This is a genomic window from Microbulbifer maximicatervae (SeqCode) (assembly GCF_052467305.1).
In genome coordinates, this window is the sequence record NZ_CP174306.1 from 3038475 (window position 1) to 3062439 (window position 23965).

Consider the following 23965-nt stretch of genomic DNA (forward strand, 5'->3'; position numbering starts at 1 on the left):
GGTGACACAACCTTAATCTTCCAAGGGATACATCTTATCAATTCGATCATATTCTGACTGTCGATAAAGATCCCATATGGATTCCACATTTTGCGCTTCAAATAAGGCGTTTAATATGGTATCTCCATGCTCGGCAATGATTTCTGAAGTGTACCTCATACGAATTAACGAGGCCTCGTTAGTTTTATACTTGGCATTTGTTTTTTGAGTGGCAATTTCTAACAATTCTTGTTTTTTACGTGCAATATCTTTCTCAACTTGAGCTCTCGCATCATTTCTTTTCTGGAAATTTGTTCTGCAATCTATTTTTGTACAGTCATGAGCAAGAGCTTCTGCTAATGCCTTTTCTAATTCTCTCGCTTCTTTGACCGCATCACGTTCAGCCCAAAACCTCCCCGATATTTCGCTATCATTAATTTCCCCATCTATTCGTGTCTTGCACACACCTGGTTCACAATCAACAAATTCCGAGTCCATAAAACTTAAATCCTTCCGGGAATAAGTAAGAAAATGAATGAAAGCAGCAGTCGCGGCTCCGTTAATAAACTTACCACCAGTGGCTTCAGAAACCAGTCCTGAAACCACCATCTTAACAGCTACATGGGTGCCTTTACCAAAACCACCACCAACTCCCGCCGAGACAAAACCGTGGGCAAATTTTCCACCACCCAGTTTTGATAATATACCTCCGGTTACCCCACGGATTGCAATATTGGTCGGACTCCACCCACGAGGCATGGCGGAAAAGGCTGACGCAGAAGCAGCAGCGAGTACACCATTTCGGAAAGCTAACCCTATATCTCCTGTTAGTTGATAGGTTTGATTTGCGTTGTACATGGCTAATGCCGCCGGACAACCAGCATTAGAGGCTACACAAATGGCAACTTGTGCAATTGCATTCAAAAATGGCTTACCTCCCATATAGCGATGAATATCGCGGCTATTAATGAAAGCATCTCTAAACTTATTCCAGGAACTGTACCCAGATGGATCCGTATAAGTCAGCGGATTATTGTGCACATAGGCGTAGCGGTTGTAGCCCTGGACCGAGGTGATCCCATCAATCATTGGATCCGCAGAGACAAAACGGGCCAGGGTCGGATCGTAGACCCGTCCATTCATATGGATCAGGCCCACTTCATCCAGCATTTCATGGCCGGTATAACCGCGGTTACTACTCAGGTGATTAAAGGCTCCCACATTGAGGGCGCTAACCGTATTCGCAGGCGCGCCGGCAATCTTTTCCCAGCTTAGGGCGTTGCGGCGCTTGCCCCAAGCGTCAAAACTGTAAACCAGCTTGTTGCCAGCAGTATCTTTGGCAACCTGACCCTTGCTATCGGTAATAACATCCAGGGAACCCTGTAAGTCTTTATGTAAATACTGGGTGTTGGTACTGACGATTTCATCCGATGCCTTCAGCTCGACACGCTCAATAGCAACGCCTGCGATATTGCGGCGATAGAAGCTCTTGATATGAGCACCGGAGGCACTGCGCTCAATCACTTTCTCAACGCTGCCGATCTGCAAGGTGGTCACTGTGCCTTTGCCATTATCGTCCACGCGCTTGAAGCGGCCGCGGTCCGGGCCGTAGGTGAAGCGCGTATCATGGCTGCCCTTAGTGACCAGGCTGGGTTTATCAAAGACGGTGTAGTCCAGCGTACGGCTGCCCGAATCGCTACTCATGTTGCCGTTGTTGTCGTAGTGATAGCTGGTATTACCGGCTTTGGTTACCGCATGAGGGCGTGGGCCATTGTACTCATAACTACCAACACCTGTTTTATAGGTGATATTACCAGCATCATCGTAGCGAACCTCCTGGGTAGCAGTTTGGCTGCCGGCCTGATAGAGCCGTGCATAGCGCAGGCGGTTCAGGCCATCGTACTCAAAGCTTTCCTGTAGATCCTTGCTGTAACTACCATCGCCACTGAGATCGGTTTTAGACAAAAGGTTGCCAATAGCATTCCAGTCGTAATGCAGATTCTGCACTTGACCTATCCCAGGATTAATATCTGTGAGGATACTGGTGAGGCGATAGTGCTGTGGGTGATACTCATAAGTGGTTGTGAGGCCATTACCCAATAATACTTCTTCTACCTGTCCGCGCAGGTTCATGCGCTTCACACGGTAGTAGTAACCCTGCCCGGCAGGAGCCTTCACATCCCGCACACCCACCTTATACCCATAGCTGTTATAAACAGTTTCCATGCCATATAGGTAATTTTGTTGGCGAGCTACCTGCTGATTACTGGCGTCAAAGCTACGCTTGACACGGCTGTATTTGTCATAGGTGACCTTCTCATAAAAATCTCCTTCGCCATCAAGTACACCCAGCACCGTCGTAGTTTCACCCAGGCGACCGTAGATATCGTAGTGCATTAACTTAAGGAAGCTAATGTCCTCCATATTTGTATTGCAGCTACCGTTAATAACTACGGAAGCTTGGGCCACGGCCACCAGTTTGCCATCGAATCGGTATTTGGAATTACAGCCGGGATCCTGGTCGTAGTACCAACGGCTAAAGTTCTGTAGCTTGCCTGTTTGGCTACTGGAATTGAAACTAGTGTAATCGGCTCGAGTCACCATACGGCCAAGGGCATCATAGGTCATGGTGGTACCCTGCCCCTTGGCATCCTTCTGCCAAGCCAACTCGCCAAAACCGTTATAGCCGTAAGTCCATGTGCCCTTATCCGGATCTACCAAGCGTTTCTTACGACCCAAATTATCGTATTCAATACTGGTTACTGAAGTTTCGCCGCCTCCGCTATTCAATACACGAACATGTCGGAGGTTGCCATCAGCAAAATATTCATACTTAAGTTTTCCTCCGATGTTATCAGTGACTTGGGCCAGTTCACCGAGCACATTTTTCTGGGTAACCTTAGTTTGCTGTGCACAATTTTTAGTAGTTTCTCTCAGACCAATGTAGGTAATGGTGCTATCACATTGGCCACTGGGTGCATCCACTTTGGTGGTGCGTCCTAGAATATCGTAGGAGTAAGAGGTCCAACGCGGAGAACTCCCGCTTTTATAGGGATCGGAAATCTTTTTAACACGGGACTGCACATCGTACTGGGTATCTACAAATACAGATTTACCATGAAAGTCCTGAGTTTGTTTGCGGATCTCCCGGCCCAGACGATCGTGGTACATTACCGTTTTTGTTTTATCGATACCGGTAGTAGTCACCTTAAAATGCGCCGGTACACCAGCGACCGTAGGGCAGCCACCACTGTCAGCGCAGAATGTACTCAGGGTCGTGCTATGACTACCTGTCTCATGATGCTCAAAGTAGCGAGTACCAAATTGAGAGTAGGCATAATTGGTGGCCACCCCACTAATATCAAATACTTTACCTGGTTGGCCAAAGGCATCCATTCCCAAATACTGCTCTACCGTTTGACTAAGCGCATTAGTCTTACTGGTCGGAAAGCGCCCATAGCTGTCATAACCCGTATGACTAGTACGGCTTTCACCAAGCGCATCGGTCACAGTAGCTGCAATACGATTACCAAAGCGATCGTGTTCGTAACGGGTGTGCAATTCTTCTACGCTACCTTTGGCTACCCATTCATCAGTTAAAAGGCCGGTCTGGCCGTCATAACCAAAATGTACAGTGCGCTTGATCTGTGGTGCAGCCAAGCTACCTTGCCTCTGAGTAGTGACGCTGCTCTCACTCAGTCGCGCCAAATGCCAGCGGCTGCTGCTAACCACATTATTATATTTGTTACTTGTGGTTTTGCTCTGAACAAGGTTATTTGAAGCATCATAATTTTTAACCACCACAGAGCTGACATTGCCATACTTGATATCATCAGCAGCCGTGTAATTAGTGGTAGTCACCACTTTACCCAGATAATGTCCATTCAAGCTATAAGACTTATCCTGCGCTTGACTGATATAGGGCATTACTGTTTTACCGGATACCGGCTCAACTGATTTAAGCGTATTAATAGAACAGCTAATCAGCTTAAGGCTGGATTCACTACAGGAAGCCGGAGTTTTGATATTGCTGACATTGGGCTCTATTACCTTAGCCGTTTGTGAAGGCATCCCTATGTAAGGGTAGTCTTGGCGATACCGGGTTGTTATCTTCACCTTGTTTTGAGGGTCATAAGTGGTAACCGACTCAAAACCGAGGAAACCGCGCCCACCACTCTGCATACGCGCACCTGCATAGTGGTAATGAGCCTCTACAGTATTGTTATTGTCATTCGCCGCCGGCGCATCAGAAATCACTTTCTTCACCACGTACATCGGTGAATACAAGTCAAACACGGGTGAGCCGCGCCCATAATTTAGCTTGAAGGAGCCCTTCTTGCGATTATAAATATTAGCACTGTCGTCATTTAGGCGTGCATATTGAATTTCTGTTCTAACGCCGAAACCATTCTCAACAGATTCAAGAATGTCAACTGGTTTATTACCATGCTTAGGTTTGAGGATACGCACATACTTATCTGTAAAACCAGAACCACTAAAGAACCCTGAGCGGGTGCGCATATCATCGCAGTGGTTTTCTTTTTCATCACGGTTAGCGCACTTTTCAACGATTTCAGGGCGACCATCCCCAGTCACATCCATGATATAGTGACTGTGGTCACTCTTATCTACGCCAAGTATTAACCCAGTCTTGACTCCTGTACCAAAGCCATTTGATTTATTGGGGAGCACATATAAATACTGGTATTCGTTATTTATTTTATCGTTAGCGTTCGGGTAAAGAATGTCGACCAGACCATCCATATCCCAGTCATATAACTGAATATTGTCATCTACAATGGCTGGTAGAGCTTTTGAGGTTATAAATTTAACCCCATTAAAGTGATAAATACTCCAGGCACTTTTATTGCTGACCCTAAAGAGTAAATCAGGTAAGCCATCACCATTGAGATCACTCACCATGTGCTCAGTGGACCCGCCACTGTTAAATAATTGACGTGAAAAGACAGTAGAATGCCCACCATTAACATTGGACATCAACACAACAAAATGATAATCGGTTTTTGAAGTAATATCATTATAACAATCGATAGATGGCTCGGTACAACGCCAGTTAGTTGACACAATCGCAGTTAAGTCTGCAATTCCGTCACCATTGAAATCAGCCACGATATCTTTATCGCGCACATTCACATTAGTTCGATTTATATATAAGCCAGTTCTTCCCCCAGGCGGGGTAGAACTGGGAAGAGACAAACTTCTTACTACTTCACTATTTTTGAATGATAACTTACCCGAGCTGCTGCGCTGCAGCTCCCTGATTTTAAGGTTAGGTGATTGACTCCTGAAATGATCAGCGTTACCCCCAGTAAAATAGATATAGTCGGGCAAACCATCTGCATTAAAATCATGCATTTTACCCAACTGACCTTTTTGGAAAGTAATTGCTGTAGGAGTATCAGTTACACTAAACCCAGATCCATTAGAGTAATTGACTTCCCAATATGTAGAACTGTCAGAAATTGGCGCATGCAGTAAATCATCTTTACCATCGTTGTTGTAGTCTAAGAGGTGCCATTCCTCACGCTCATTGGAACGAATTCGCATTTGCCCGGGCTGAATGGCAAGCGACCCTTGCTTCGTACCTAAAGCAACTCGAATATAGCGTTTTCCATGACTACCGTCGTAGCGAATAAATACAAAGTCTGTAAGTCCATCACCATTTACATCGCCATATTTACCCCCTTCAAAGCCAGAGTGAAAAATATTGGGATTAGCAAGCCCTTTAACCAGGCCAGCACCATCAGACTTTGAATAGGTAAATACCGTTGGTTTACGACAATTACTCTTTACACATTCCTCTACTTCTTCGAGCAATAATCGACCTGTCCCACTCTTTTTATAGGAAAACTTATAGCGCCGTATTTCCTCGGACTCCGCCGTAGAGATAATTGAGGTCAATCGTCTCGTCGAAGCGGACTTTTGTCCAAAACGATAGCCATAGCGTTTATCTGAACGATTAGTATCGTAGTTAAACTCTATTCGATTAACGAGAATATCATTACTTCCACCCGAATAATCTATGTACTCAATGAGGTGTTCGCCAACATTACTATCTTTAAGATAGGAGTATTCAATTCGATTGCCGACACTGTCTGCTTGCTTGTTGATATACCAGGCATTGGTACTCTGAGAATCATCTGTTAGGCCATAGTAAGAAATGGACCCATCCTTACGATAGACCTCAAAGCCTTTTTTACTACCGACGCCGGTCGATACCACCTTGACCCTGAGAAAAGAATCCAGGGATGTTCTATATTGGGTGCCAATACCACCGTATTGGCCAGATGAGACTAATTTTAGGCGCAGACCATCGAGACAGAATCGATCAAACTGGCTGCCATTCACTCCATCTTCTTCAAAAGATTTTCGACAGGCGGTTATTGCTGAGAGCCCACTAATGCCCCAACCAACACCCAATGGACCATGCCCCCCAGAACTACTATAGCTAACACTAACACTGGGCACACTACTGCCCGATGAGGGGCCAACTGGAATCGGTAGGCTATAGGTGGCCGCACCAGACTCACTGACACGAAACTCTCCAGGCAATATACCTACACGATCTGAGGCCAATACTGCGGGATCAGTATTCGCTAGGGCAGTAGCCTTGTGTGGTGGTATATCTACGGAAACAGGAGGAGATGAAAGCTCTACCTGCACAACTTCTGTTACTGCTGTAGCAGAGCAACTAGAAAAACTGGAAACCTGATTACAAGCACGGATTTTATAAGCAAAGAATCCACCATCAAGACTAAAAGACTTAGACAGATTATCCAGGTTTGTATGTTTGATTACTGTAGAGTTATTCCAAGAAACAGTTCCATCCACAGAAGTGGCTGTACCTGAAAAGATTTCATAACGAACCAAGTTGCCACTGCTACTTCCCCAATTCAGGTCAACACTTCCGGTTCGGGAGAAAAGCGGAGATAAATTTAAACCACTAGGCTTACCCGGCTTTTTAGCCACAATAACAGACTTAGAGTTACCCGTTCCCGAACACCCCCTCAAGTTACAAGCTACAAGATGATATTTATAAACACCATCATTCCGCTTCAATTGTGTACCTGTAACCTTGGATGGAGAAGTGGAACTAGTAGAAACAGTTTTTAAAAATTTACCGCCTTCATAAATTTTGTACTGATATACAAACTCATTGGAGCGATCACTCCAATTCAAGCTTATACTACCGCTAGAGCTATTGACTATAGAGTCCAAAACGGGGGCAGACGGAAGAGGCTGATTCCAAACAGTAATGCCTGCTGTTGCGCTCCAACTAGCGCTGCAACCTGAAGAGTTACAGTTTTTACTACGGAACTCCCAGCTTCCATCTGTTAAACCTGTAGCAGTAAAATCTACTGCTCCAGCTGTGCTGTAAGAGCTATCAGAGGGCCAAGCAGTGCCTTTTTTTCGCTTCTGCCAACGTACGGAGCTGATCGGCCCAGTACTATGGGATTTTAAACTGGCATTACCATTGTAAGATTTATTATTTTTTATCGAGAGAGTAGCCTTATTGGGAACAATGACTACCGTAGCAGAAACGGATGCATAGCCTGCAAAATCAGGCTCCGGGCAGTTAGGAAAGCTACCTAATAAACACGTTTGGCATGAATATCGATAGCTGTAGGTCCCACTAGCACTCAAAATCTCAGAAAATATTGACCCAGAACTAAATTTAGCACTACTTACAGTAACATTATCACGCTTTAACTCACAACGCTCGGCACTTGGCCAATTAGTGTTAAAAACTAAAGTTACCTTTCCAGACTTGGATACTGATTGCAATGCAATGTTGGGTAACTTTAGATTAATTGTCTTTTTGCTTGTCCATCCACTACAGGACTCAACCTTATTATATGTTTTACATGCCCTCACACGATAGGAATAACTACCGTTTTTTGTTTTAGTGAATGTTTTACTTAATCCTGTTTGGCTCCAGTTCCCTGTAGCATCACCCGTCTGTTCAACTTTATACCTAGAGGCGCCAGACACCGAGTCCCAGCTGATCTTGTAAACTCCATTAGAATCATTACCGGGAACAACAAGGTTCTTCGGAATACCTGGAGCCCGGGAAACAGTGACATTTGATGAAGTTTTATACGAGCTTGTCAAACTCCCTTGAATCACGGCAACCCGATAGCTATAGATACCGGTTCCCCTACCTGTCAGCGTCTTTTTAGTGAGATTTCCCTTATATACTTCGACCCATGAGCCGCTGTTTTTCTTCTCTTGCAGTATATATTTTGACGCACCAGAACCCGCATTCCATGAGATTGCAACACTCCCATTTGTACTTTTAGAGGGGACAGTAACCGAGGTCGGTGTTTTAGCAACGGTTATTGCCTGTGAGTACACATAGCTGCTACACGCAGTAAAGCATGCTTGCACTCTATATTCATATTTACCCGTTGATCGACCAGCCAATGTCTTTGTAAGCCCCCCACCGGAGTAAATATCACTCCAGGCTCCTCCGTTCTTTCGCTCCCACAATATGTACTTACCTGGAGTTTTTGATGCTTTACCCCAACTAACCTTAAACCCGCCAGTTTTGCTAGTTTTAGGTAAAGTAACAGCGCCTGGTCCAGCAATACTAACCTTGACCGTATGGCTACCTCTTTTAAAGAAAAAACCCGGTTCATAGCAGTGCCCATTGCGACCCCATTGTAGACATTCATTCCCAGCCCACAAATCAAAACGATAAGTTCCAGTCCCTAAGTTATAAGTCTTTGTTCCTCCGCTAGGACTTACGCTATAGGTTCGATAGAGCGAACCACTCTTATAAATTCTAAACTCAGCCTTTGAGGCAGGAGAAATCTTAGAGTAAGTAAGCTTGACAGTTCCCGTGGAACTATTGGTTGTTCCGGATATGACTCCGGCCAAGGCAAGACCAGAGAAAGAAAAGTAAAAAAATACAAATGTAAAAATGCTAAAAATAGCCTTCCAATCCCTGGACACACTGAACTCCGATGTAATTAACCACGAGGTTTCCACCTCAAAAACAGGTCGCGGAGTCTATCGCATAAGCTTTTCAAAGGGAAATTATGCGCCTTACTAAAATGCACAAACTGTCTTTATACTCCAATTGAAACCATCGTTCAGATTGAGAAGCTCTATTTAGCCACCCAAAACATTCATAAAAATCAACGAAAAAACTCGTTAATTAAACACCCTGATCCTCATCAATTAAATTTCAGATCATACAAATCATGCTTACGCAGAAAATTAATTACCACTCTAAAAGAGTGTAATTAGCCTTCATTCCTGAGCCAAAGCCTTTACCGGCATTAACCCCACCACTCAAGATATGTTTCAGTGAAGCATTTAAAAACTGACAAATAGAAATGCCCCTCAAATTAAACATGTAAAATCAACCTTCTCAAGTACAGAAGCCATAAAGGTTTCCGACATTACATTCACAAAAACTCTTAACCCAGGAATACCAAAGTGAAGCTCACGTTTACTTCCGCTCCCACACAACAAAAAGTCTAACCTTCATAAATTAGCCACTAAAAAGTTCTTGGTTTCAGATAATAAGTGCAACTGATAAGGGAGTGTAGTGGCACACTGAATTTGGCCACCTGACTTTGAGTGATATTATCACGCTCAATGAGATCAGGTGAAACAATAACCAAGCCATCAAAGTTACATTTTGACCCCAAGTTCCTGTTTGAGGTGGCGCAACTTGTAGTTGATCAGAATTACAAGCTGAAAGAGGCTTGTAAAGCCTTGGGGGGGGATAGTAAATCCACCTTGGAGTCATGGGCTCGAATGCTGCGAGTGGGTAAAGCTCCAGAGGGCGTTGCTATCACGCCCAATCAATTGCGTATCCAGGAACCTCAAAGATAATAACCCAGGGCGGTACACAACTTAGTCGATACCTCGCTGCACGGCGAATGAAACTGCTCGGACTTGAGAGTACCCAGCTTCGGAGTCATCAATACAAGAGGGCCGAAGAGATGCACATTAATGTACCAAATTACTTAGACCGAGAGTTCGATCTAGCAACACCAAACAAGGCTTGGGCCGGTGATGTAATGTACATCTGGACGGGAGCCCGATGGGCGTATCTTGTACTAGTTATCGACCTTTTTGCACGTAAACCTGCTGGATGGGCATTATCGTTATCTCCAAACACGGTGCTGCTCAAAAAGGCACTTTTGATAGCTTACGAATCGCGAGGCCAACCAGAGGGGGCATGTTCCACTCCGACCATGGATGCCAGTGCACAAGCCTCGGGTTCCGGCTGTTACTGTGGCGCCATCGAATGACACAGAGCTTGTGTCGTCGCGGAAATTGCTGGGACAACGCACCGACTGAGTGCTTCTTCAGAAGTTTAAAAACAGAATGGATGCCGGAAACCGGCTACAAACCATTCCCCTTGGCACAACAGGGAATCACCAGCTACATCATCAGCTATTACAGCCAAATACGCCTTCACCAAAACAATGATGGATTGCCAGCAAATGTAGCTAAAGAAAAATATTGGAATGCTCGGAGTTCAGCGGTCAAAAGAGTTGACCACTACACCCATCAATTAAGTGTTAACAGGCTCTAGCTGCCCCGCGCCGGTTTCCGCATAATGCAGGCCGCACTCGCAACTGAAAACAGATGGCCTGATGTATGTGGTTTAAAAACCTCCGTATTTATCGTTTGACGAAAGAATTTTCCCTGGATGCTGAAAAATTGAACGAATTGCTGGAGCCCCATGCATTTGTTCCCTGTGGCAGTCAGGACAGCACTCGCTATGGGTGGGTGCCTCCACTAGGGCGCCACGGCAGCCAGTTGGTGCACGCAACTAATGGCTACCTAATGGTCTGTGCTAAGAAGCAAGAAAAAGTGATTCCCGCTGCGGTAGTCAATGAGAAAGTTGAAGAGCTGGCACAAGCTATTTCTGAAAAAGAAGCCAGGCAGGTAGGTCGCAAGGAGCGGCAAAACCTTAAAGACGAGATTCTCCTTGAAATGCGTCCCAAGGCATTCGCTCGGTCCCGTCTGCAATATGCCTACATTGCACCTCAGGATGGCTGGGTAGTGGTTGACGCCTCTTCTGCCTCCGCCGCCGAGGAACTGCTGGAGAACCTCCGCGAGGCTATCAGTAGCCTTGCCGTGGTACCACTCTCCGCTAAGAACCTGCCACAGCAAACGATGACCCATTGGCTCAGTGCCCCTGAAGCACCGCTTCAATTCGATTTTGGCCACGAATGCGAGTTGCGCGATCCCAAAGACAGCGGCAGTGTTATCCGCTGTAAAAACCAGGACCTTTGTGCCGAGGAAATTCACAATCACTTGGTGGCCGGACTACAAGTGCACAAACTGGGGCTGACCTGGCGTGGGGGCGTTGAATTCCTGGTAGATGATCAGCTGTCCCTAAAGCGTATCAAGTTCAGTGACGAGCTTCTGGAGAAAGCCGATAGCGCCGATGCAGAAAGTGCAGCCCAGCGATTTGATGCAGATTTTGCGGTGATGACTCTGGAGATCTCAGCCCTGACCAAAGACTTGCTCTCCGCCTTCGGTGGCGTCAACACCGAGTCGGCTAGCGTTGAGGAACTGGTGGCCAAAGCCAGCCGCCAAGAGGCGGAGGCCCTGGCCAAAGAGGTAGAAGAGGTCGTTCTTTAGGGAGCTCAGATAGTGATACGTACCTGAAAAGCACGTATCACCTCCCCCCTACCCCATTAATCAGATCTCAACCATTGGGCGGCCAGGTTCGGTCCACTGAACGTGGTACTTGCGCTGCTCAGGCTGGTCCACACGCGCAAAGGTATGGGCTCCAAAGAAATCACGCTGTCCTTGTAGCAGGTTCGCCGGCAGCGACTCAGTGCGGAAGGCATCGTAGTAATTGAGCGCCGATGACAGAGCCGGTACCGGAATACCATTCAGAGTGGCGCTCGCCACCGCTTGGCGCCAGTTGGCCTGGTGATCGGCAATCTGCTGAGTGAAGAAATCATCCAGTAGCAAGTTGGAAAGCTTGGAATCTCGATCGTAAGCATCGCTGATAGATTGCAGGAACACTGCTCGAATGATGCAACCTGCACGCCAAATTCTGGCAATTTCAGAGAAGTTCAACTGCCATCCCTGCTCCCGCGCAGCCAGCTTCATCAAATCGAAGCCCTGAGCGTAAACACAGATCTTTGCGCAGTAGAGAGCGTCGTGCAGCTGTGCAATCACTTCTTCCCGTTGCTCTGGAGCCACTGGTGTCAACTCAGGCCCTTGCAGTTTCTTCGCTGCGCGGGTACGCAATACCTTCCGGGTAGATAATGAACGGGCGTAAACCGCTTCGGCAATACTCGGGGCCGGACAGCCCACTTCCAGGCTGCTCATGGCTGTCCAGAGACCAGTGCCTTTTTGCCCTGCTCGGTCGAGGATAACGTCTACCAGCGGTTGTTCTGTCACGGAGTCCAAGGTAGAGAGCACTTCCGCACTGATATTGATCAGATAGCTGTTCAGCGGGCCTCGGTTCCACTCGCGGAATACTTCTGCAATTTCCTCTGGGGCCATACCCAGCGCCGTGCGCATCACATGGTAGGCCTCACAGATCATCTGCATATCGGCATATTCAATACCGTTATGCACCATCTTCACATAGTGGCCTGAGCCTATCGGGCCGATATAAGCCGCACAGGGCTCACCTTCGCGAACCGGGTTGCCAGGCTCAAAGCGCTCAATCGGCTGGCCGCTGGCTTTATCCACTTTGGCGGCAATAGCATGCCAAACTGGCTCAATACGACTCCAGGCATAACGGTCGCCGCTGGGCATGAGGGATGGCCCAAAACGAGCACCCACTTCGCCACCGGATACTGCGGTGGTGAAGAAAATCAATTTGCCTTCATACCGTTTAGCCCGCTCTACAGAGTCGGTCCACAGGCTGTTACCAGTATCAACAACGATGTCGTCAGCCTTCAAGCCCGCATCGAGCAGCTTGCTGCATACGTCATCAACGGGGGCTCCAGCCGGAACCGAGAGAATAATCAAGTGCGGGGCTTTAACCTTCGCCAACAGCTCTGTGTAAGAGTTGCAGGCTTCAACACGCGCAGGCAGGTCTCCACGCTCTTTCTTGTCCTGCTCCAGCAGCGCATTCAGCCGGTTGTGATCCAAATCAAAGGCACAGACCCTATAGCCATTGTCGGCCAGGTTCAGGATCAGGTTCTTACCCATCACACCGGCGCCGATAAAGCCAATATCGCACTGTGAATCAGACATCAAGTTCTCCATATAAAGACAGGGGGCTTTCAAGGGCGCGGAGTATAGCAATATGAATCTGGAGCAGGGAGAGCAAAAACCAAACAAAATTGCTCAGAGGGCAGCAAATACAGCCTACAAGGTGTAGAAGCCGATAGCAGGTGGTCCGCTATGGGCAAATACTCCCGACCTGGCGCATCTTATCTTTTGGTGCCAACCGGCAATTCAATTGCCCCGACACCAGAGCTCCATAAGTTATTTCAAGTCTATGATGCTTTATAAGAAAAGCTGATAACGAACTGTAAGAGCAAGGACATATCCGCCCAATACGCTAATTGGGGAAATCGCTTCCGATGAGGCTGAGTTTCCTAACGATAATGCAGCCGGTTTCCCCATGTACCGTAAGTGGCACTATCATTACTAACCCATAATCCTCCATCACAACTACTTAATCTGCCTATAAATTCATTTTATCGATTAAATTGAATTTTTAACTAAATCAAGGCATGTGAATTTTAATAAAGTAAAACTCATATTCTTTGGAAATTTGACTGAGAGGGATGACCTTGGACACCCTACTTAACTGAGCTTACTAACAAATGAAAGCCAACAATAAAATAAACCATAAAATACAATCAATCCATTATTTGGCCTTCCAGGATTTATCGCAGATACCTCGATACTGGAATTTCAACATTCGCTTCACTACAGCAAAGCGCAAAATAAAAGCTCTTAACCTTACTGAAAGCAAGAAGTAAATGATGAAAATAAATTGTTTTTTTTCAGCAAGATGGAACCTCACGATTTATCCTATAAGTGCATGAGCAATACCATGTTCATTAAAAATAGACTTATTAAGACGATAGCCGGTGAATATGCTGGAGACCTCATAAGATTATTGAATCAGCCAAATGGAAAAACTACCTTCAACAGCGCCAAAACTCCCAGCGCAGGTTCAGACAGCTAGAGGAAAATTAATAGTGTAATTTCAACAAGCTCTCATTTCACCTATACAGCCTCTAAGTCTATCCCGCCTTAATTAATAGCCCTAGATGCTAACAACACTAGCATTACGGAAACAGTTAATTTATATACCTGCCAACAATAATCAATGACTATTTTTTTAACCCAAAACTCATATGCAGTACGAAAACTGGCAGCGCCCCTAAAGCCAAGACCGCTAGACTTCAGAAGGCATCTATAAAAATGCAAAAACAGGTTGGCAAGAAATCCTCTCACCAACCTACATATTCATTCAATCAAATCTAAACAATGAATCACAGATTTCGCCGGATTAATCAAAACCCTTTACTAACACTTAAGCCAACAATACGAGGCTCTAATGTAAACACATTAGTAGTAAGACCTGAATCATCACTATTAGTGAACATATCAGTGATAGGCGCATCATCAAAAATATTCTTCACGTAGAGCTGCATATATAGATCAGAGTCAGGATTGCTGAGGCTAACTGAAGCATTGAGATTACTCCAAGCCTTCAAACGATCATACTCAGTATTATATACACGAGCATAACTTTCCGACTGACGGTAGTAATCTGCTCGTAGAGTTAAATCCCAATTCTCAATAGGAATCGTATGTTCCACTCCGAAATTAACGGTGAAACGTGGTGCGTTGGGTAACTCATTTCCACTTAAATCAGCAGCAAAACCACGCCCCCCATTAGGTGCATCGGTTAGCGGGTTGTAGGAATCAACTCCATAATTGATATCATGGCGCAATGCATCCGAGACCTCGATTTCTGGAGAGAATGAACCATACTGGGCGGAACCCGCACAAAGCGACCAAATAGCGAAAATATTAGGCGCTGCCATAACCGTTTCAACTAAATCCACAGGTGCAATACAGTTAGACGGCACCTGGATGCTAGGACGAACCAGTACCCAATCTTCATTGCCCTGAGTACGATCCATCACGTCAACAGATTCCTCTCCGTCTGCAATTCGGGTTTTTAGGTACCCTAAATTCATATCTATTCGTGTTGCATCTGTAAGCTGCCAAGCCAGCTCAAGCTCAAGCCCCATAGTTTCCGCATCAAAATTCTCATTGAGAGAAATTCTGTCAACAATTTGAGAGACTTGATAGTCGGTATAATCGTAGTAAAAGGCACTAGCATTAAGCGATAAGCTACCATCGAAAAGAATGTTCTTACTACCAAACTCAATTGCGTTGACAAACTCCGGCTCAAAAGAATCTTCCAGGGGCTGAAACTGTACTATTGCTGGATCAACCTCGGCTCGGGGAGGGTTAGTACCACCACCTTTATAGCCGTGCGCAAAGGACATATAGAGCATAGTTTCATCCGTAAAGGGCAGATCCGTTCTCCAGTCCAAAACTGCACGCCCGGTGTACTCCTTCCAGTTCTGAGTAGCCGGATCACCTTCCGGATAGCCTCGATGGATAAGCCCCCCGGAGACTTCACCGGAGGAGACTTCCCCCGTTACCGGATCATAAAAAGTACCTAACAACAGCTGACTGGGTACTGGAGTAGAGCGCTTGCGATCATTTGTATAGCGAAGGCCGGTAGTTAGCTTTACATCATCATTAATTTGCCAATAAGTTTCACCAAATAATGCCCAAGAATTAACTTCCACCAAATTTCGACTCAAGAAATAGTTATGTCCTTCCTCATCAATGTTTTCTATCGAATTAGGGTCAACATAAATACAATCTGAACCAACATTTACTTCTGGATCAGTACAGTTTTGAAATACTAAGTTGAAATTTTCATCGCGGTCGGCATTATATAGATATTGCGCCACCATACTAAATATATTATTGAATACAAAATAGTCATCTTGGGTTTTAAAGTCTAAATAGTTTGTGCCCACTGAAAAATTCCAAGGGCCATCGAAAGATGTCTGCAATCGGAATTCCTGGCTCCACTGTTTATTATCTGATCGACTAATATCAACCGCCAACAGTCCTTCAGAGGGTCCCAACTGTGGATCAGTAAAAACTCCCCCCGGTGTAGGTTCTAAATTACCCCCATCATTAAAGATGGGATCTGAAACATAACGATTATAATCTTGGGATGAATAGTAATCGTCCTTAGCATAAGTCGACTGAGAGTAAAATGTAAGAGAGTCTGTCAGGCCCCATTCGAAGTTCAGTTGCACTAAGTCATTCTCTGCGCGAAATACCGGATCATAACTGGTTTCAATTTTACGAAGATCACGTGACTGCGTTGAATTCGCATAAGGGTCAGTAAACCAGTCAATAACCTGGCCATAGCTCGTGACAATTAACCCGGTAGCCAAAACGCTCGCAAAACCCTGAGCATTGGGTGCGCTGTAAGCGTCATCACTATAAATCGAGCTAGGCAGACAACCCTGACTAAAAAACACTGGCGTAAAGCCTGTTAGTTCAGTATCACCAATATGTGTTCGGCCTGGATCTTTTGTACAAAGTTGCTTGCCCGTGCGTGAGCGCCGATCATCTTCTTCAAAGTGCTGCCATATTAAATTGGCACTAAAGGATTCACTGGGTTCCCACTCAAAAATTGCACGAGTAGAATATAGATCGCGGTCATTAACATCGTTACCGGTATAAGTGTTGTAATCAAAACCATCACGCTTAGTCATGGCCCCGGAGAAACGCAACGCCATGGTCTCCCCCAATGGCATATTAAACATTCCGCTGGCGCGCTTGGTATTATAACTGCCCACCTCCGCCTTGATCTCAGAGGCAAACTCATCTCCAGGCATAATTGGCAACATATTAACTACGCCAGCTGTCGCGTTGCGGCCATAAAGTGTACCTTGGGGGCCACGCAAGACTTCAACCCGTTGCACATCAAAGAATTCTTGCTCAAATAATCGATTGCGAATTAAAGGAGTATTGTTGAAGCTCACAGCAACCGCCGGGTCCGAAGCAGCAGAAACAGCTTTAGTGCCTATACCGCGAATAGAGAAGTTATAGGTGCTGAAGTTGGATTTAGAAAAATTGGCATTTGGGACAGCTCGTAGCAACTCTTCCCCCCGCTCAATTTTAAGGTCATCCATACTGTCACCACTGAGTGCAGATACTGCAATGGGCACATCTTGAATACTCTCTTCAATCTTCTGCGCAGTAACCGTGATCTCCTCAATCACCTGTCTTGGGTGTTTACCTTCTTCACTCTCCTGGGCACTGGAAATGGTAGGAACAACTGCAAATGCCAAAGAGGCAACAATGGAGCTGTACCAGGGAGTAATTTGGCATGAATGTCCAGATTGATAAATCGCTTGTGCAATCAATGTTTTCTTTTTGACAGGTTTCATCATCACACTACGTCTCTCTTTATTGTCGGTATTATTGGGTTATTTACCTGATATAAACCTATTTCAGGTTCAACAACATTTAAGACGCGAGAGCTAAAAAAAAGGGGGGATAAAAAATAAACTTGATTTTCTGGGGGCTAAAGCAGAATTATTAACTAAATATTTCGAAAGCTGCGACAGTTAGAACTAAAAAGCCAAACCTCTGGCGTAGCGTCAGCAGAATCACTCACCAAAAAATTTCTAGTTGAGCTTATTGTTCCGTTAGACATCTACTCGAAAAAAGGTCACAACCTACAGTACAATATGATCTATTTTGCGCCATCAAGGAGCTTCCTCTGCCACCTGCCTAACCTTGGTCAAAGCACGCTGTATTAACTCTTTAACCGAATCCTTAGAGATTCCCATTTGCTCCGCAATTGCTTGATAAGTCATTCCCTCAAAGCGATGATAGCGAAAAGCTGTACCAGCTCTTGGCGGCAACCCTAAAATAGCTTCCAGCACTCGGGTATAAGCCTGTATTCCCATCACCGTCCGTTCCGGACTAATCATGTAAGGGATGTCGACTTTGTGATCAATAGAGTCATGTAACCCTCCACACCTAGACTTTTGACGCCTACCATGACTAATCAAAAGATTTCTTGCCATGGCATAGATGTAAATTCTTGGGTTTTCGATTTGCCCTCCATACTTTTTGATACGAATATATAACTGAATAAAAACCTCCTGGACTAGATCATCAACATCAGATAGATTAACTCGGGAAGAAAAGTAACGTTTCAAATCCAATCCATACTCACCAACCCACTGCGTCACATCATCCTGATAAAAGTTTTCCATTTTTCTAGTAAACCATCTCGTGTGACCGATCGGTTTCCCTGAGCTTCTGGAGAATTTTGCAATAATTAGTACAACTTACAGAGGCTCTCTAGAGACAATGAACAAAACAAACCATCGATCAATTATTTTTTGGTCAAATTATTTTTGTAGTACAAAACCAGCCTTCTTTTCAAAATCGAGTATCAACTAGCTAAATCGATATAAATCTTTAGCTTTACTAAAGTTACCCCCCTAAAAACATAGAGAGTAGACAAAAAACATACGATAAACGACCACCTCCAGTGACTGGAAAAAAGTAACGCCTAAATTAGAAGCATAGAGAGAAATTACTATGAACTTCAGCGCCTAAAGGCTAATCAAATCGTAGACTATTAACCTTCAAAAGGAGGGAAAATAAAAGAGGGGAAAATGGAACAAGTACTTGAATAATTGCAAATATTAAAAAGCTACATTACGAAATATAAAAATAGAATTACTTACTTCTTCCATTTTTGTAGTAGTAAAGTAGATTTTTACACTTCCACAGAAACATTGAGAGCTTCATACTCTTTATCTTATTGCAAAAAAAATTGCTATCTTTTGAATAAAACTTATACAAGCCGTTTTCAACATGCCACCCTTTCTATATGATAGAGTACTTTCCTGACTTTTTGTTCGCGCCAATATGGTCGTAACTGAGAAAGAAAATGGCACTTTCGTTTATGGCGCCTGTCAAGCCACTATACAAAAAGTACAAGCGTTTTATCCGTGCTAAAGCCCTGATAGGGTCCTAAGCAACCTTGTTTTGCACCCTCAGCCTTTGTTCAGCCCCTCCACTTTCAGTGAACGCAGACATCTCACCGTTCCAAATTCCTCGAAGCAGCAGCCTGGAGTTAAAGATCCTATCAGTACTAGGTCCTATTCACTTTACGTTAAGTTACCTAAGAGTTACGAAAGTACCCTCGACTAACGATATCCTTTAGTGCTTATGACAGATGCAGACTCAGCCTTTCAGGCCACTTCAGGTACAACTCAAGTGCCGATGGATTTTGGCAAACTGCAGGAAGTCATTTTAGTTGGACTATCTTACTCAAAAGGGTCAAAAATCATGCCAGCCGTATTCGGGACTTTACCCCCATCAGCGATAAAAACTGGAAATATTTAACTGGCAAGGCCTATGAGCATGCCACTTTTATTCATGACGTCATTTTGCCCCTCCTAGCAAGATCACATCGCCTATCTGACATTGGACACACCTTCATAGAGCACTCTCTAGGCGGGCTATTTGGCACATATATGTTGCTTACCAGGCTAAGCGGCTTTGATAACTATATCCTCAGCAGGATATCAGTGCGGTACGATCGTGCAAGAATCCTTAATGTGAAAGCTACTCCCAGCTTTAATCACCGAAAGGTGTTTATTGGAGTTGGTGCCATAGAATCTCCAGAAAAAAGCCAAACTCGCAACGACATGGTAAGGGGAGCGAGGCAGCCCTAAAGAAAATTAATCATTGAAGAAGGCTAGAGGTAAGCTCCCGACTGCTCATTATTCCAGAAGCAAATCATGGCACTTCATTCCCAACTACTGCCATTTAGGACTTGGCTTGCTATACATAACGAGAATGTAAGAGCAATAAAAATATGAGCTACTAGATGACAGTTTTATCAATACAAAGGTCTTTTATATCAACGATATACAACCACTAAAATTTATAAAAATCTCATAGGCGTGATGAACAAACCAAAGATAAAAAGGCTATCTTTATTGTTATAGCTGGCATTTTTTCATTGACACTATAACCTCACTTTACCAAAGCTATTATCTAGGGATGATGAATTTCAAATCGCCATACGATTCGCTCTCAGACCCCCTACTTCAGGTAAAATATCTACATCAGAGGCGCCCCATGAATCTGAGCATAATGATTTTATATAACAACCCATAATACCTGAACACTTGCCACCCCAGGCGTAGAACCATTTTTTAGTTATTTTAGAGCAAGAGCTTAATTGCTATATAGTGAATTTAAGGAAAGCTAGCTTTCATAGAGTAGCAATGTTGCCTATCAATAATTATAACCTTGCACGGGCCCCATAAACCCATTAGTACTGGGGTTTAAACATCCACCTACTATTTTTCGGACTTCTGTCTGACAGCCTAATTAAACCGAAATCCCTAGTGAGAGGTTAATAGCTTATATTACCGATATTCACGGGGTATCTATATCGAGAAAAGCCCCATGAGCTCTCGAATAAACTTTTTATCCACTTGAAAATAAGAGCCCAATCTAAAACAATAACATTCGCCTAAGTTCGACAATAAGGAAGTATCGAAACAATGAAAAATAATGCCAAAAAAGCACATCTTTTCGCTCCGCTAATAATAATGCTATCACTGAGCCCTGTCAGCGGATCAGCAAAGTCCATTAACAATGAAAAACCGCACACCTTTACTACATGGAGCAAACAAACTGCAGAGGGCTATCAAGGCTTTATTGAGGTACCAGAAGATCGCACTAAGAAAGATAGCCGTAATATCACCCTCCAATATGTAAGGTTTCCTGCAACAGGAAAGAAAGTGGGCCCACCAATAATCTACCTGGCAGGTGGCCCTGGTGGCTCAGGAATTACGGCCGTTAACTATCGCTTTGATATGTTTATGGCGTTGCGACAATTTGGTGATGTTATCGCATTAGATCAACGTGGTAGCGGCCGCTCCAATGACCTTCCCAATTGTGAATCCAAGCAAATTGTACCTTCCCTTGAACCAATCACCGATACCCAGTATATCAACTACCACCGCAAAGCCCTAAAAGAGTGCTTACATTTTTGGGAGCTTACTGGTGTAAACCTAAATGCCTATAATACTCTCGAAAATGCCCGAGATCTTGATGCCATACGGAGCCATTTGGGTGCAGAGAAAATAGTATTGTGGGGAACATCTTATGGAAGCCATCTCTCTTTGGCAGCGGTAAAGGAGATCGAAGGTTCTATTGATAAGCTAATTTTATCCAGTGCAGAGGGTTTGGACCAAACCATCAAGCTGCCCGCCCGAACAGATTACTATCTAAACCGTCTACAACAGGCAATCAATCAGCAACCCGCAGCAAAAAAAGCCTATCCAGATATTAAAGCACTTATAAGCCGAGTCCATAAAAAACTTGAGTCACAACCATTGAAAATTAAAATCCCTCAACGGGATGGCAGGGAAGTCGAATCCCTCCTACAGCGTAGGGATATGCAACAACTAGCCTCGGCATTCATTGCGGACCCTAAAAGTGTCAGCCATCTACTCAGGTTTTATCGCGATTTGGACCAAGGAGCTACATTTAGTTTCGACAAGGTGCCCAGACGTTACTTCCCCGATGAATTTCTGCAACCAGGCATACCCATATCCCTGCGCCCGATGCCTACGGCGATGGATATAGCCTCTGGAATTGATATGAAGCGTAAAGCACAGGTTGTAGAGCAGGCACAAAAATCTCTACTGAAAGACTACCTAAATTTCTCTCTGCACTACGATAATTTAGCGCCAGAGTTGGATCTTGGGGATAAATTTCGGGAAAAGCCAGTCAGCAATATTCCGGTATTACTATTTAGCGGGACCTTGGACGGAAGAACTTACCTGGAAGGTCAATATGAAGCCATTTCAGGGTTCAAAAACGCCACTAAAATAACAGTCGAAAATGCAGGGCATAATTTATTAATGGCTTCCCCTGAAGTCCAGGATGCGATAAACCTATTTATGGAAGGGCAGCCTATCCCGAATACCCATATCGTAGCCAAACTACCCAACTTAGCTCCATAACCAGTATCCGCCGATCGATAGCTGCGCTGTTAGGGTAAAAGACTCTTCCGCAGCTTTCTCCCTTTTTCGCATCCAACAAACCCTCACATTACCCTTGTCCTAGAAGCAACTGGAGGCTGGGGGATGACCAATATCACCGACGAAGTCCATCGTGGTGCCATCTGTGACCTCAGGGCGTTGCAGCAACCTGGTCTCGACACCTTTAAACGTTACATTCGCGGCAGCTTACCCGGGCCCCCTTTTTGGCGACTAACGGGTATGACTCCCACCGAGGCCGGCCTTGGTAAGGCCACCTATTCTATGCCTATTACGCCGTGGCTAGCTGATGGGACCGGGATCTATTGGGGGGGGATCTATGCCATGTTTGCAGACGCCCCCTTGGCCTCCGCAATATGGACAACCTTACCCGCTGGTAAAGTCTTGAGCACATCAGAATTAAATATGTGCTTTATTCGACCCATCACTAGCAGTACACAAAATATTGTTGGTAGAGCTACGACCGTTCATTCAGGCAACCAGGTGGGGCTCTCAAGTATTCAGATTAACGATCAGGAGGGGAGAACCCTCGCTTTCGGTAGCACTCGCTGTCTTATTGCCGACTTTCCAGTCAACCCAGATCAGGAGCTTCCAATTCCCGACCTAGGACCAACAGATACACCTGACCCTTATCTTCGCCCTCCTCCAAAAACGTTCTTTTGCGACATGGCACACTTACCGGAGCAAGTCCCTATCGAATTGCAGAGAACCACGATTAGTGAGGGGCGAACTCACCCTATCTGGATGCTCACAGGTTACCGCGCAATAGAGGTTGAAAATGGTCGCTGTATCTCGACTATGCCCTCCTCTCCCTGGTTCTCCAATGGGACCCTTTCTATATATGGTGGACTTTTGGCATGGGCCGCAGATTTCACCATGGGAGGCGCGGTCTACTCCACACTGCCTGCAGGATCTATATTCGCTACTCTGGACATGCATATCCGCTTTGCTCGCCCAGCCAAGCTCAACAGTGGCGACTTGATTCTGGAGGCGCAGGTACTCCACCGCGGCCGGCAGCTGAGGGTATCCTCTTGCAACATTGATACTCCCAGTGGCAAGCGGGTGGCTATTGCTACTGGCTCAGCCCTGGTAATTCCAGGGGGCGCTCAAATGCTGAGTGACGGCAAGGAACCCGATGAAATCATCGCAACTGCTACCTCCGGTAAGCCTTGGACACCATAAAAATCTTTAGCGGTAGTTGGACCATCTTCAGGTAAAATACCCTCACAAACTATCAACCCATATGGTTGGTGAAAATTTGATCAGGCATACCTGTAAAGGCTGCCGAAACTTTAGACTTTCACGGGGAAGAGACTATGGCCTCATTGCAAGACCAACTACTCCAAGCAGGACTTGTCGATAAAAAGAAAGCCAAACAAATCAGCAAAGATAAACGGAAGCAACAGAAAGTTGCGAAGAAGTCTTCACAACCCCAGATTGATGAAACAAAGCTAGCAGCACAAAAGGCTCAAGCAGAGAAAGCCGCTCGTGATCGCGCCCTCAATGCTGAGCGCGATGCGGCTGCACAGCAGAAAGCTATTGCCGCGCAAATCAAGCAATTGGTGGAAAAAAATCGCCAACCTTATTCTGGTGAAATTACTTATAACTTCACTTTCGACAAAAAAATCAAAACCATCTATGTCAGCGAAGAATTAAGGGATCACTTGATTGCGGGGCGCCTGATGATTGTTGCCCAGGGAGAACAATTTGAGTTGGTTCCACGGGTTATTGCCGAGAAAATTGCGGAGCGCAATAGCGATATCGTAATCAGGCCTGCTGAAAGTTCAGCAGTGGTAGATGAAGATGATCCCTATGCAGACTTTCAGATCCCCGATGATCTTATGTGGTAA

Annotated in this window: 8 protein-coding genes and 1 pseudogene; 5 read left to right on the top strand and 4 right to left on the bottom strand. The window is 45.1% G+C overall.

Going from position 1 to position 23965, the window contains the following annotated elements:
- Positions 1–12: 12 nt before the first annotated feature.
- Complete coding sequence (locus tag ACJJI4_RS13345; RefSeq protein WP_444925470.1) at positions 13–6969, bottom strand: RHS repeat-associated core domain-containing protein; 6957 nt, start codon at positions 6967–6969, stop codon at positions 13–15.
- 2637 nt (positions 6970–9606) lie between these two features.
- On the opposite strand from ACJJI4_RS13345, the pseudogene ACJJI4_RS13350 reads away from it, so the two are divergent.
- Both ACJJI4_RS13350 and rdgC read left to right on the top strand, forming a co-directional pair.
- Positions 9607–10555: pseudogene (locus ACJJI4_RS13350) on the top strand (IS3 family transposase).
- A gap of 65 nt (positions 10556–10620) precedes the next feature.
- Positions 10621–11613 (top strand): recombination-associated protein RdgC, encoded by a 993-nt coding sequence (gene rdgC / locus ACJJI4_RS13355; protein WP_444925471.1) that lies wholly within the window; start codon positions 10621–10623, stop codon positions 11611–11613.
- 60 nt (positions 11614–11673) lie between these two features.
- On the opposite strand, the gene gnd is transcribed toward rdgC, so the two are convergent.
- From gnd to ACJJI4_RS13370, 3 genes are all read right to left on the bottom strand, one after another.
- Positions 11674–13194 carry an NADP-dependent phosphogluconate dehydrogenase gene (gene gnd, locus ACJJI4_RS13360; RefSeq protein WP_282932002.1) on the bottom strand — a complete coding sequence of 507 codons (1521 nt, stop codon included), beginning with the start codon at positions 13192–13194 and terminating at the stop codon, positions 11674–11676.
- A gap of 1277 nt (positions 13195–14471) precedes the next feature.
- Complete coding sequence (locus ACJJI4_RS13365) at positions 14472–17459, bottom strand: TonB-dependent receptor (protein ID WP_444925472.1); 2988 nt, start codon at positions 17457–17459, stop codon at positions 14472–14474.
- A 318-nt stretch (positions 17460–17777) separates the two neighbouring features.
- Positions 17778–18293, bottom strand: a complete 516-nt coding sequence (locus ACJJI4_RS13370; RefSeq protein WP_444907717.1) for an RNA polymerase sigma factor — start codon at positions 18291–18293, stop codon at positions 17778–17780.
- 2316 nt (positions 18294–20609) lie between these two features.
- Here ACJJI4_RS13370 and ACJJI4_RS13375 point away from each other — a divergent pair.
- The 3 genes from ACJJI4_RS13375 (at position 20610) to ACJJI4_RS13385 (ending at position 23965) form a co-directional block, all read left to right on the top strand.
- On the top strand, positions 20610–22079 hold the full coding sequence (locus ACJJI4_RS13375; protein WP_444925473.1) for an alpha/beta fold hydrolase: 1470 nt from the start codon (positions 20610–20612) through the stop codon (positions 22077–22079).
- Between the two features lie 123 nt (positions 22080–22202).
- Complete coding sequence (locus tag ACJJI4_RS13380; RefSeq protein ID WP_413662716.1) at positions 22203–23297, top strand: PaaI family thioesterase; 1095 nt, start codon at positions 22203–22205, stop codon at positions 23295–23297.
- A 134-nt stretch (positions 23298–23431) separates the two neighbouring features.
- Positions 23432–23965, top strand: a complete 534-nt coding sequence (locus ACJJI4_RS13385) for a DUF2058 domain-containing protein (RefSeq protein ID WP_444917760.1) — start codon at positions 23432–23434, stop codon at positions 23963–23965.